General features: G+C 61.6%; 1 protein-coding gene. It reads left to right on the forward strand.

The annotated features are described in order from the left end of the window. Window positions 1–165 precede the first annotated feature (165 nt). Window positions 166–15501, forward strand: coding sequence for a LapA family giant adhesin (locus tag ATI02_RS14715; protein ID WP_100846647.1), 15336 nt, complete (start codon window positions 166–168; stop codon window positions 15499–15501). Window positions 15502–15568 lie beyond the last annotated feature (67 nt).

Here is a 15568-nt window from a genome sequence, read left to right on the forward strand (position 1 = left end):
AATAGTTTGGCATAAAGTTAATCGCGAAAGCATCCAGCCAAATTATTGACGAAAAGACGCGTCAAACTTGTTTCGCAAATTTTTAAAGTACGTCCAGACTGAATTGGCATCCATGCCGTCAGGTTTATGGAAGTCAATTGAACGTGACACCCCGGAGAGTCTTCAATGAGCAGTGTTGTTGCCATCGTCAAAAGCATTGTCGGTCAGGTATTCGTGGTGTCCCCAGAGGGCGTACGCCGCGTACTCGTTGAGGGCGATCGCCTGTTTGTCGGCGACCAGATCGACACCGGTCTGTCCGGCGCCGTGTCGCTTGAACTGGCTGATGGCCGCACCCTGGACCTGGGCCGCGAAACCCAGTGGAGCGCCAACGCGCCCGACTCCAGCACTGACCTGGCCGAAGCCACCGCGCAGGCTGCGCCGTCGGTAGCAGAACTGCAGCAAGCCATCGCTGCGGGCGTCGACCCGACCACCGCACTTGAAGCCACCGCTGCCGGCGCAACCGCCGCAGGTACTGGCGGCGCGGCGGGCGGCGGTCACAGCTTCGTGATGCTCGATGCCACGGCTGGCCGCGTTGATCCGACCATTGGCTTCCCGACTGCCGGGATCAACTCCGGTGCGCAAGCCGCACAGAACATCACTGGTGGCCAGACCACCGATACGACCAGCAACGCCCTGCGTGAGTCGACCTTGAGCCTCAGCGCCACGCCGACCATCACCGAAGCAGGCGGCGTGCTGGTGTACACCGCGACCCTGACCCAGGCGCCACTGACTGACCTGACCATCACCCTGTCCAACGGCGCGGTGATCGTGATTCCGGCCGGTTCGACCACCGGCACCGTCAACGTGCCGATGGCCCCCAACGACACCGTTTACAACGACCCGACCCAGATTGACGTGACCGTCACCGGCACCACCGGCGGCAACGGCATCACCGTGACCCCGCCGACCACTCCGGCCACGACCCAGGTCACCGACACCATCGACACCACCACCGTCACTCTGACGGCGGGGCCGAGCGTGACCGAAGGCGGTCAGATCACTTACACCGCGACCCTGACCAGCCCGGCGCAAACGCCGGTCACCGTCACCCTGTCGAACGGCTCGACCATCACCATCGGCGCGGGCCAGACCACCGGCACCGTCAACGTGCCAACCCCGGCCAATGACGTCTATAACAACGGCAGCACCGTCACCACCACCATCACCGGTGCCACCGGCGGCAACTTCGAAAACCTGGTGCCGAACCCGACACCGGCGGTGACCACCATCACCGATTCGATCGATAACACCGGCCTGACCCTGACCGCCACCGGCAGCGTCGTCGAGGGTGAGCAGATCACCTACACCGCGACCCTGACCAACCCGGCGCAAACGCCAGTCACCGTCACCCTGTCGAACGGTTCGACCATCACCATTGAGGCCGGCCAGACCACCGGCACCGTCAACGTGCCGACCGCGCCAAACGACGTCTACAACAATGGCGGCACCGTCAGCACCACGATTACCGGCGCTACCGGTGGCAACTTCGAAAACCTGGTGCCGAACACCACGCCAGCGACCACTACCGTTACCGATTCGATCGACACCACCAGCGTGAGCCTCACCGCCACCGGCACTGTTGTCGAAGGCGGGCAGATCACTTACACCGCGACCCTGACCAACCCGGCGCAAACCCCGGTGACCGTCACCCTGTCGAACGGTTCGACCATCACTATTGAAGCCGGCCAGACCACTGGCACCGTCAACGTGCCGACGGCGGCTAACGACGTCTATAACAACGGCAGCACCGTCAGCACCACGATCACTGACGCTACCGGCGGTAATTTCGAAAACCTGGTGCCAAACCCGACGCCAGCGACCACTACCATTACCGACTCGATCGACACCACCAATTTGTCGCTGAGTGCCACCGGTTCGGTGGCCGAAGGTGGTTCGATCGTTTACACCGCGACCCTGACCAACGCCGCACAAACTCCGGTGACCGTGACCCTGAGCAACGGTTCGGTGATCACCATTGAAGCGGGCAAGACCACGGGCACCGTGACAGTTCCGGCGCCTGCCGATGACGTCTATAAAGACGCCGGCAAAGTCGAAGTCTCCATCACGGACGCCAGCGGCGGTAACTTCGAGAACCTCGTTCCGAGCACCACGCCAGCTGTGACCGAAGTGACCGACACCATCGACACTTCGACCGTGAAACTGAGCGCCGATACGTCGGTGGCTGAAGGTGGCACTGTCACTTACACCGCGACCGTTGGCGCGCCGGTCACCGGTTCGCCTGTCGTGGTAACGCTGGCCAATGGTCAAAACATCACCATCGAAGTGGGTAAAACCACCGGCAGCGTGACCTTCACCGCACCGAACGATGCTTTGACCGGTAACGCACCGCTGACCAACTCGATCACTGGCGTGACTGGCGGCAACTACGAAGATCTCGTGGCCGACAAGACCCCGGTTTCGACTACCGTCACCGATACCGTCGACACCACCAATCTGTCCCTGAGTGCCACGGGTTCCGTGGCTGAAGGCGGTTCGATCGTTTACACCGCGACGCTGACCAATGCTGCCGGTTCGCCGGTGACCGTGACCCTGAGCAACGGCTCGGTGATCACCATCGAAGCCGGCAAAACCACCGGCACCGTAACCGTTCCGGCGCCTGCCGATGACGTCTATAAAGACGCCGGCAAAGTCGAAGTGACCATCAAAGACGCTACCGGCGGCAATTTCGAGAACCTCGTTCCGAGCACCGTCCCAGCCGTTACCGATGTCACTGACACCATTGATACTTCGACCGTGAAACTGACGGCTGATACTTCGGTCGCTGAAGGCGGCACCGTCACCTACACTGCCACCGTTGGCGCGCCAGTGACTGGCTCGCCGGTTGTGGTGACACTGGCCAATGGTCAAAGCATCACCATCGAAGTGGGTAAAACCACCGGCACTGTGACCACCGCTGCGCCGAACGATGCGCTGGTTGGCCAGGCCCCGGTGACCAACTCGATCACCAACGTCAGCGGCGGCAACTACGAGAACCTCGTTGCCGACAAGACGCCCGTCAGCACCACCGTGACTGATACCCCCGACACCACCAACCTGTCGCTTAGCGCGACCGGCTCCGTGGCTGAAGGTGGCCAGATTACCTACACCGCGACGCTGACCAACGCAGCGGGCTCGCCGGTCACCGTGAACCTGAGCAACGGCTCGGTGATCACCATCGAAGCAGGCAAAACCACCGGCACCGTGACGGTTCCGGCACCTGCCGATGACGTCTACAAGGACGCCGGCAAAGTCGAAGTGACCATCAAGGACGCTACCGGCGGCAACTTCGAGAACCTCGTTCCGAGCACCGTCCCAGCAGTGACCGATGTCACTGACACCATCGACACCTCGACGGTGAAACTGACTGCCGACACGTCCGTGGCTGAAGGTGGCACCGTCACCTATACCGCCACTGTTGGCGCGCCAGTGACCGGTTCGCCTGTTGTGGTGACCTTGGCCAACGGCCAAAGCATCACCATCGAAGTGGGTAAAACCACGGGCACCGTGACCTTCACCGCACCGAACGATGCGCTGACCGGTCACGCGCCGTTGAGCAACTCGATCACCGACGTGAGCGGCGGCAATTACGAAAATCTGGTGGCGGACAAGACGCCTGTTTCGACTAACGTCACCGATACCGTCGACACCACCAATCTGTCGCTCAGCGCCACCGGTTCTGTGGCCGAGGGCGGTTCGATTGTTTACACCGCGACGTTGACCAACGCTGCCGGTTCGCCGGTGACCGTGACGCTGAGCAACGGCTCGGTCATCACTATCGAAGCGGGTAAAACCACTGGCACCGTGACTGTTCCGGCACCTGCCGATGACGTCTATAAAGACGCGGGCAAGGTCGAAGCGACCATTTCGACCGCCACGGGCGGCAACTTCGAAAACCTGGTGCCGAGCACGGTCCCGGCAGTGACTGAAGTCTCCGATACCATCGACACCTCGACCGTCAAACTGACCGCCGATACATCTGTAGCCGAAGGTGGCACCGTCACCTATACCGCGACCGTCGGCGCTCCAGTGACAGGTTCGCCTGTCGTGGTGACTCTGGCCAACGGCCAGAACATCACCATCGAAGTCGGTAAAACCACCGGCACCGTGACCTTCACCGCGCCAAACGATGCATTGGTCGGCCAGGCTCCGGTCACCAACTCGATCACCAACGTGACGGGTGGCAACTACGAAAATCTCGTAGCGGACAAAACCCCGGTCAGCACCACCGTGACCGACACCACCGACACCACCAACCTGTCGCTCAGCGCGACCGGCTCCGTGGCCGAGGGTGGCCAGATCACTTACACCGCGACCCTGACCAATGCCGCCGGTTCGCCAGTGACGGTGACCCTGAGCAACGGCTCGGTGATCACCATCGAAGCAGGCAAAACCACCGGCACCGTGACGGTTCCGGCGCCAGCCGATGACGTCTATAAAGACGCGGGCAAAGTCGAAGCAACCATTTCGACTGCCACGGGCGGCAATTTCGAGAACCTCGTTCCAAGCACCGTCCCAGCGGTGACCGATGTCACTGACACCATCGATACTTCCACCGTCAAACTGACGGCTGATACTTCCGTGGCAGAGGGTGGCACTGTCACCTACACCGCCACTGTTGGTGCGCCGGTCACCGGTTCGCCTGTCGTGGTGGCGTTGGCCAACGGTCAGCAGATCACCATCGAAGTGGGCAAAACCACGGGCACCGTGACTTTCACCGCACCGAACGATGCGTTGACCGGGCACGCGCCGTTGAGCAACTCGATCACCGACGTGAGCGGCGGCAATTACGAAAATCTGGTCGCGGACAAGACGCCGGTTTCGACCACCGTTACCGATACCGTCGACACCACCAATCTGTCGCTCAGCGCCACCGGCTCTGTGGCTGAGGGCGGTTCGATCGTTTACACCGCGACCCTGACCAATGCGGCAGGCTCGCCCGTCACCGTAACGCTGAGCAACGGCTCGGTCATCACCATCGAAACGGGTAAAACCACAGGCACCGTGACTGTTCCGGCACCTGCCGATGACGTCTATAAAGACGCGGGCAAGGTCGAAGCAACCATTTCGACTGCCACGGGCGGCAACTTCGAAAACCTGGTGCCGAGCACGGTCCCGGCAGTGACTGAAGTCACCGATACCATCGACACCTCGACCGTCAAACTGACCGCCGATACATCTGTAGCCGAAGGTGGCACTGTCACCTATACCGCCACTGTTGGCGCGCCAGTGACTGGCTCGCCGGTTGTGGTGACTCTGGCCAACGGCCAGAACATCACCATCGAAGTAGGCAAAACCACGGGCACCGTGACCACCACGGCGCCGAACGATGCATTGGTTGGCCAGGCCCCGGTCACCAACTCGATCACCAACGTGACGGGTGGCAACTACGAAAATCTCGTAGCGGACAAAACCCCGGTCAGCACCACTGTGACCGACACCACCGACACCACCAACCTGTCGCTTAGCGCGACTGGCTCCGTGGCCGAGGGTGGGCAGATCACTTACACCGCGACCCTGACCAATGCCGCCGGTTCGCCAGTGACGGTGACCCTGAGCAACGGCTCGGTGATCACCATCGAAGCAGGCAAAACCACCGGCACCGTGACGGTTCCGGCACCTGCCGATGACGTCTACAAGGACGCCGGCAAAGTCGAAGTGACCATCAAGGACGCTACCGGCGGCAACTTCGAGAACCTCGTTCCGAGCACCGTCCCAGCAGTGACCGATGTCACTGACACCATCGACACCTCGACGGTGAAACTGACTGCCGACACGTCCGTGGCTGAAGGTGGCACCGTCACCTATACCGCCACTGTTGGCGCGCCAGTGACCGGTTCGCCTGTTGTGGTGACCTTGGCCAACGGCCAAAGCATCACCATCGAAGTGGGTAAAACCACGGGCACCGTGACCTTCACCGCACCGAACGATGCGCTGACCGGTCACGCGCCGTTGAGCAACTCGATCACCGACGTGAGCGGCGGCAATTACGAAAATCTGGTGGCGGACAAGACGCCTGTTTCGACTAACGTCACCGATACCGTCGACACCACCAATCTGTCGCTCAGCGCCACCGGTTCTGTGGCCGAGGGCGGTTCGATTGTTTACACCGCGACGTTGACCAACGCTGCCGGTTCGCCGGTGACCGTGACGCTGAGCAACGGCTCGGTCATCACTATCGAAGCGGGTAAAACCACTGGCACCGTGACTGTTCCGGCACCTGCCGATGACGTCTATAAAGACGCGGGCAAGGTCGAAGCGACCATTTCGACCGCCACGGGCGGCAACTTCGAAAACCTGGTGCCGAGCACGGTCCCGGCAGTGACTGAAGTCTCCGATACCATCGACACCTCGACCGTCAAACTGACCGCCGATACATCTGTAGCCGAAGGTGGCACCGTCACCTATACCGCGACCGTCGGCGCTCCAGTGACAGGTTCGCCTGTCGTGGTGACTCTGGCCAACGGCCAGAACATCACCATCGAAGTCGGTAAAACCACCGGCACCGTGACCTTCACCGCGCCAAACGATGCATTGGTCGGCCAGGCTCCGGTCACCAACTCGATCACCAACGTGACGGGTGGCAACTACGAAAATCTCGTAGCGGACAAAACCCCGGTCAGCACCACCGTGACCGACACCACCGACACCACCAACCTGTCGCTCAGCGCGACCGGCTCCGTGGCCGAGGGTGGCCAGATCACTTACACCGCGACCCTGACCAATGCCGCCGGTTCGCCAGTGACGGTGACCCTGAGCAACGGCTCGGTGATCACCATCGAAGCAGGCAAAACCACCGGCACCGTGACGGTTCCGGCGCCAGCCGATGACGTCTATAAAGACGCGGGCAAAGTCGAAGCAACCATTTCGACTGCCACGGGCGGCAATTTCGAGAACCTCGTTCCAAGCACCGTCCCAGCGGTGACCGATGTCACTGACACCATCGATACTTCCACCGTCAAACTGACGGCTGATACTTCCGTGGCAGAGGGTGGCACTGTCACCTACACCGCCACTGTTGGTGCGCCGGTCACCGGTTCGCCTGTCGTGGTGGCGTTGGCCAACGGTCAGCAGATCACCATCGAAGTGGGCAAAACCACGGGCACCGTGACTTTCACCGCACCGAACGATGCGTTGACCGGGCACGCGCCGTTGAGCAACTCGATCACCGACGTGAGCGGCGGCAATTACGAAAATCTGGTCGCGGACAAGACGCCGGTTTCGACCACCGTTACCGATACCGTCGACACCACCAATCTGTCGCTCAGCGCCACCGGCTCTGTGGCTGAGGGCGGTTCGATCGTTTACACCGCGACCCTGACCAATGCGGCAGGCTCGCCCGTCACCGTAACGCTGAGCAACGGCTCGGTCATCACCATCGAAACGGGTAAAACCACAGGCACCGTGACTGTTCCGGCACCTGCCGATGACGTCTATAAAGACGCGGGCAAGGTCGAAGCAACCATTTCGACTGCCACGGGCGGCAACTTCGAAAACCTGGTGCCGAGCACGGTCCCGGCAGTGACTGAAGTCACCGATACCATCGACACCTCGACCGTCAAACTGACCGCCGATACATCTGTAGCCGAAGGTGGCACTGTCACCTATACCGCCACTGTTGGCGCGCCAGTGACTGGCTCGCCGGTTGTGGTGACTCTGGCCAACGGCCAGAACATCACCATCGAAGTAGGCAAAACCACGGGCACCGTGACCACCACGGCGCCGAACGATGCATTGGTTGGCCAGGCCCCGGTCACCAACTCGATCACCAACGTGACGGGTGGCAACTACGAAAATCTCGTAGCGGACAAAACCCCGGTCAGCACCACTGTGACCGACACCACCGACACCACCAACCTGTCGCTTAGCGCGACTGGCTCCGTGGCCGAGGGTGGGCAGATCACTTACACCGCGACCCTGACCAATGCCGCCGGTTCGCCAGTGACGGTGACCCTGAGCAACGGCTCGGTGATCACCATCGAAGCAGGCAAAACCACCGGCACCGTGACGGTTCCGGCACCTGCCGATGACGTCTATAAAGACGCGGGCAAAGTCGAAGCAACCATTTCGACTGCCACGGGCGGCAATTTCGAGAACCTCGTTCCAAGCACCGTCCCAGCGGTGACCGATGTCACTGACACCATCGATACTTCCACCGTCAAACTGACGGCTGATACTTCCGTGGCAGAGGGTGGCACTGTCACCTACACCGCCACTGTTGGCGCGCCGGTCACCGGTTCGCCTGTCGTGGTGGCGTTGGCCAACGGTCAGCAGATCACCATCGAAGTGGGCAAAACCACCGGCACCGTGACCACCACTGCACCGAATGATGCGTTGACCGGTCATGCACCGATTACCAACTCGATCACTGATGTCAGCGGCGGTAACTACGAAAACCTCGTGGCCGACAAAACTCCGGTCAGCACCACCGTGACCGATACCACCGACACCACCAACCTGTCGCTCAGCGCCACCGGTGCAGTGAACGAAGGTGGCCAGATCACCTACACCGCGACCCTGACCAACGCTGCCGGCTCGCCGGTGACCGTGACGTTGAGCAACGGCGCGACCATCACCATCGATGCAGGCAAAACCACCGGCACCGTGACAGTCGATGCACCGAAGGACGACGTCTACAAAGACGCCGGCACTGTTGAAGCGACCATCAAAGGCGCGACCGGTGGCAACTTCGAAAACCTCGTCACCAGCGACACCCCGGCGGTGACCACCGTCAACGACACCATCGACACTTCCACCGTGTCGCTGACCGCCACCGCGAACGTCGCCGAAGGCGAAACCGTGGTCTACACCGCGACCGTGACCGCACCGGTGACCGGCTCGCCAGTCGTGGTGACCCTGTCCAACGGCCAGACCATCACCATCGCCGTGGGCGAAACCACCGGCACCGTGAATTTCGTTGCACCGAACAGCCCATTGGCGGGCGGCAGCTCCCTGAGCGTGACCATCGACGGCGCCACCGGCGGCAACTACGAAAAACTGGCGGTCGACGGCAAGCCTGCTGACACCGCCGTGTCGGACACCATTGACACCACCAACCTGAACCTGACCGCGACCGACTCGGTGGCTGAAGGCGGTTCGATCGTTTACACCGCAACCCTGACCAACGCTGCTGGCTCGCCAGTGACCGTGACCCTGTCGAACGGTGCCGTGATCACCATCGATGCCGGTAAAACCTCGGGCACCGTGACCGTTCCAGCACCTGCCGATGACGTCTACAAAGACGCCGGTAAAGTCGAAGCGACCATTTCGACCGCCACGGGTGGCAACTTCGAGAACCTGGTGCCGAGCACCGTTCCGGCCGTGACCAATGTCACCGACACCATCGATACTTCGACGGTCAAACTGACTGCCGATACTTCCGTGGCTGAAGGCGGCACCGTGACTTATACCGCCACTGTTGGCGCGCCAGTCACTGGCTCACCTGTTGTGGTGACCTTAGCCAACGGCCAGAACATCACCATCGAAGTGGGCAAAACCACCGGCACCGTGACTTTCACTGCGCCAAACGATGCGCTGACCGGTCATGCACCACTGACCAACTCGATTACCGACGTGAGCGGCGGCAACTACGAGAACCTCGTGGCCGACAAGACGCCGGTCTCGACCAACGTCACCGACACCGTCGACACTACCAACCTGTCGCTCAGCGCCACCGATTCTGTAGCTGAAGGCGGTTCGATTGTTTACACGGCCACATTGACCAACGCTGCTGGTTCGCCGGTTACCGTGACCCTGTCCAACGGCGCCGTCATTACCATCGACGCTGGCAAAACTACCGGCACTGTGACCGTCCCGGCTCCGGCTGATGACGTTTACAAAGACGCCGGCAAAGTCGAAGCGACTATTTCGACCGCCACGGGTGGCAACTTCGAGAACCTCGTTCCGAGCACCACCCCGGCGGTAACCGAAGTCACCGACACCATCGATACTTCGACGGTCAAACTGACCGCCGATACTTCCGTGGCTGAAGGCGGCACCGTGACTTATACCGCCACTGTTGGCGCGCCAGTCACTGGCTCACCTGTTGTGGTGACCTTGGCCAACGGCCAGAACATCACCATCGAAGTGGGCAAAACCACCGGCACCGTGACCTTCACTGCGCCGAACGATGCGTTGACGGGTCAGGCGCCACTCAGCAACTCGATCACCGGTGTGACTGGCGGTAACTACGAAAACCTCGTGGCCGACAAGACCCCGGTCAGCACAACCGTGACCGACACCGTCGACACCACTAACCTGTCGCTCAGCGCTACCAACTCGGTTGCCGAGGGTGGCTCGATTGTTTACACCGCCACGCTGACCAACGCCGCTGGTTCGCCAGTGACGGTCACACTGTCGAACGGTGCTGTGATCATCATCGAGGCTGGTAAAACCACTGGCACCGTAACCGTCCCGGCCCCGGCTGATGACGTTTACAAAGACGCGGGCAAAGTCGAAGCGACCATTTCGACTGCCACTGGCGGCAACTTCGAAAACCTGGTGCCGAGCACTGTGCCGGCCGTGACCAATGTCACCGACACTATCGACACCACCACAGTCAAACTGACCGCGACTGAGTCAACGGCTGAGGGTGGCACCGTCACTTACACCGCGACTGTTGGCGCGCCAGTGACCGGCTCTCCGGTCACCGTGACCCTGGCCAATGGTCAGAACATCACCATCGAAGTGGGTAAAACCACCGGCACCGTGACCACCACCGCTCCGAACGATGCGCTGACGGGTCAGGCGCCACTCAGCAACTCGATCACCGGTGTGACTGGCGGTAACTACGAAAACCTCGTGGCCGACAAGACCCCGGTCAGCACCACCGTGACCGACACCGTCGACACCACCAATCTGTCGCTCAGCGCTACCCCATCGGTCGCTGAAGGTGGCTCGATTGTTTACACCGCCACGCTGACCAACGCCGCTGGTTCGCCAGTGACCGTGACCCTGAGCAACGGCTCGGTGATCACCATCGAAGCGGGCAAAACCACCGGCACCGTGACCGTTGCAGCGCCAGCCGATGACGTCTACAAAGACGCCGGCACCGTTCAGGCGACGATCAGCAACGCCACCGGTGGCAACTTCGAAAACCTGGTACCAAGCACGACTCCGGCCGTGACCAGCGTGACCGATACCATCGACACTACGACCGTGAAGCTGACCGCAACCGGTACAGCGGCCGAGGGTGGCACTGTCACCTACACCGCCACCGTTGGCGCGCCGGTTACCGGTTCGCCTGTCGTGGTGACCCTGGCCAACGGCCAGAACATCACCATCGAAGTCGGCAAAACCACCGGCACCGTGACTACCACCGCACCGAACGACGTATTGACCGGTCATGCGCCGATTACCAACTCGATCACCAACGTGTCGGGCGGCAACTACGAAAACCTCGTGGCCGACAAAACCCCGGTCAGCACCACCGTGACCGACACTGTCGACACCACCAACCTGTCGCTGTCGGCGACCGGCTCCGTGGCCGAGGGTGGCCAGATCACCTACACCGCGACGCTGACCAACGCCGCGGGCTCGCCGTTGACCGTGACCCTCAGCAACGGTTCGGTAATCACCATCGAAGCGGGCAAAACCACCGGCACCGTGACTGTTCCGGCACCGGCTGACGACGTCTACAAAGACGCCGGCAACGTGCAGGCAACCATCACTGGCACCAGCGGCGGCGGCTTCGAAAACCTGGTGACCAATACCACGCCAGCCGTGACCAGCGTCACGGACACCATCGACACCACCACCGTCAGCATTACCGGTAGCACTTCGGTGACCGAGGGTCAGACCGCCAGCTACACCGTCAGCCTGAACCACCCGGCGCAAACCGAAGTGACCCTGAAAATCGTCTACAGCGGCACCGCCGCCGACGGTTCGGACTTCACCGGCGTGTACACCGTGAAGATCCCGGCAGGCGCCAGCAGCGCGCAGTTCAACGTCGCCACCCTCGATGACAAGATCACCGAAGGCACCGAGAACTTCGTGGTCAAGATCGACTCGGCCACCGGCGGCAACTTCGAGAACCTCGCGGTCAGCAGCACCAATGGCAGCGTCAGTACTTCGATCATCGACAACGATGCGCCGCCGGTCATCGACCTGGATGCCAACAACTCCAGCGGTGCGACCGGTGCCGACTACAAGGTGACCTTCACCGAAAATACCCCGGGCGCGGGCGTGTCGATTGCCGACACCGATATCAAAATCACCGACCCGGACAGCACCATGCTCACCGGCGCCACCGTGGTACTGACCAACCGTCAGGACGGCGATGCGCTGAACCTGGGCAACAGCGTCAACGGCATCACCATCAATGCCAACAGCACCAACGGCACCGTGACTCTGACTCTGTCGGGCAACGCGACGCTGGCCGACTACATGCAGGCCATCAAGAACATCAGCTTCACCAACAGCAGTGAAGACCCGAGCACTGTGCCGCGGATCATCACCGTGACCGTGACCGATGGCGGCAACTACTCCAACACCGCGACCACCACGGTCAACGTGGTGGCAGTCAACGATGCGCCAGTCGCTGCACCGGTCAACGTCACCGGCACCGAAGACACTCCGCTGATCCTCGGCTGGTCGACCTTCGGTGTAACGGATGTCGACAGCCCGGCCAGCAGCCTCGGGGTGAAAATCACCCAACTGCCGGGCGAAGGCAAACTGCAGTACCTGGACGGCTCGACCTGGAAAGACGTCGCCAACAATCAGACCTTCAGCAAGGCTGATATCGACGCCGGCAAACTGCGCTTCATGCCGGATGCCAACGAGTCGGGCGTCAACGGTTACGGTGGCACCGGCCTGGGCAACAATCAGGCTGACTACGCGCAGATCAAGTTCCAGCCAACCGACGGCCAACTGCTGGGCAACACCGGCACCGTGAAGATCGACATCACCCCAGTGGCGGATGCCCCGACGGTGAGCGTGGCCGACAACAGCGTGAAGTCCACCGGGTTGATCAAGGAAGTCTGGACCGGTCTGTCGGGTCTGGGCACCAACGGCAACGGCGCGGATTCGACCACGCTGAAAAACGTCATCGACGGCGCCGGCACACCGAACTCCAGCGGGACCGTGAACAACGTGCAGTCGGACGGCAGCGTGACCGCCGGTACCGCCTCGAAAACGTCGGGCCTGATCTATCTGGAAGCCGGCAAGACCTACGCCTTCAGCGGCGTCGCCGATGACAGTCTGTTGATCACCATCGGCGGCAAGAGCGTGGCGTCGGGTACCTGGGGCGCGGGCGGCGCGATCAATGGATCGTTCACACCGACCACCAGCGGCTACTACACCCTGGACATCTACCACCACAACCAGAGCGGCCCGGGCAGCTACGACGTCAACCTGTCGGTCAACGGCAGCACGCCGATCGACCTGAGCAGCACCGGCGTGCCGATCTACACCGGCGTGACCGATCTGGTGAATGCCGGCGTGACCGTCTCCGATCTGCACGGCAGCAACGGCGAAGGCTATTACGACGGCTACAAGCTCAACACGGGCGCCGAAGGCACCACGGTGAAACTGTCGGCAGTCTCCACTGCACTGACCGACACCGACGGTTCGGAAACCCTGAGCGTGAAGATCAGCGGCGCGCCGGTCGGCTCGGTGCTGAGCGACGGCGCAGGCCACAGCTTCACCGTCACTGCGAGCAACGGCGAAGCCAACGTCACCGGCTGGAACCTCGGCAGCCTGACCGTGACCCCGCCGACCTACTACAACGGCCAGTTCAACCTGACCGTGACCTCGACTTCGACTGAAGCCGTGGGCGGTTCGGCGAGCAGCACCGCGACCATTCCGGTCACCGTAGTGCCAGCGGTCTATACCGCCTCCGTCGCCACCTCCGGTGATGACACCGTGATCGGCACCGATGGCAACGACATCATTGTTGCCGACATCGGCGGCCTGACCGTGGTGCCGGGCACCAACTACAACATCGCGTTCATGGTCGACAGCTCCGGCAGTATGAGCACCTCGTCGCTCAACGCGGCCAAGGACTCGCTGACCTCGGTGTTCAACACCCTCAAGCAGAGCCTGGGCGGCAGCAACTCGGGCACGGTGAACATCTTCCTGGTGGACTTCGATGCCCAGGTCAAACAGTCGGTGTCGGTGAACCTCAACGACCCGAACGCCCTGACCAAACTCAAAGCAGTGCTGGACTCGATGACGTCCGGCGGCGGCACCAACTATGAAGACGTGTTCAAGACCACGGCCAACTTCTTCCAGAGCGCGGAAGCCGTGGCCAACACCGGGGCGAAGAACCTGACGTACTTCATCACCGACGGCCAGCCGACCTACTACCAGACCGGCGAATCGACCAACCCGTACCTGTACGGCAACAAAACCCTCGATAGTCTGATCACCACCACCAACTATACGTTGGGGACAGCCGTCAGCCTGTATCCGGACAGCACGCACCAGATCGATATCAGCGCGAACGGCTCTGTGACGGTCTGGAGCAAATCGGGCGGCAACTGGTCGTACCTGAACTTCGGCACGCTGCACGCCCAGGGCGACGGCACCTACGAGCTCTCCAGCCTGGCGGGCTCCGGTAGCAGCACCGACTGGTACACCACTGCCAACTCCAGCAGCAGCTTCTCGTTGCTCAGCAACCTGTCGAACGTCGAAGCCATCGGCCTCAACAGCGGCGTCAGTCTCAACGACCTGAAACCGTACGATTCGGACAAGACGCCACAGACCAACATCGATCCGAAGGATCTGGCCAACTCCATCATCGGCCACACCGAAGCGACGATGCCGGGTAGCGACACCGTCAGCGGTGGTGATGGCAACGACATCCTGTTCGGCGATCTGGTGAGCTTCAACGGCATTGCCGGCGAGGGTTATCAGGCGATGCAGGCGTTCGTGGCCAAGGAAACCGGCGTCGACGTCAGCAAAGTCACCACCAGCAATGTGCACCAGTACGTCACCGAGCACTATCAGGCGTTCGATGTGTCCGGCACGCATGACGGCAACGACACGCTGTTGGGTGGCGCGGGCAATGACATCCTCTTCGGCTCGGGCGGCAATGACCTGCTCGATGGCGGTAAAGGCAATGACATCCTGCTCGGCGGCACCGGCAACGACACGCTGATCGGCGGTCAGGGCAACGACATCCTGATCGGTGGTTCCGGTGCCGACACCTTCGTCTGGAAATCGGGTGACACCGGCACTGACGTGATCAAGGACTTCAACGCCAGCCAGGGTGATCGTATCGACCTGCGTGATCTGTTGCAGGGCGAGACCGGCAGTACCATCGACAACTTCCTGAAGATCAGCACGGTCGACGGCGTGTCGTCGCTGCAAGTCAGCTCGGGCGGCAAGTTCAACTCGGGCGATGCTGCCGCCGCGACACCGGACGTGACGATCAAACTGGAAGGCAACAACTGGTCGAGCGCCAACATCCACAACCTGATTGCCGGCAGCGACCCGACCATCAAAGTCGACCACAACAACAGCTGATGCGTGAACAACGGCCGCCCTTATGGGCGGCCGTCACGTTTGCGCCCGGCGAAGCGGTGACGATTTC

The sequence above is a fragment of the Pseudomonas baetica genome (genome assembly GCF_002813455.1).
GTDB lineage: Bacteria > Pseudomonadota > Gammaproteobacteria > Pseudomonadales > Pseudomonadaceae > Aquipseudomonas > Aquipseudomonas baetica.

Bases quoted from the DNA above. Each gene is read 5' to 3' on its own strand.
- ATI02_RS14715 (WP_100846647.1), top strand. From the start codon at position 166: ATGAGCAGTGTTGTTGCCATCGTCAAAAGCATTGTCGGTCAGGTATTC.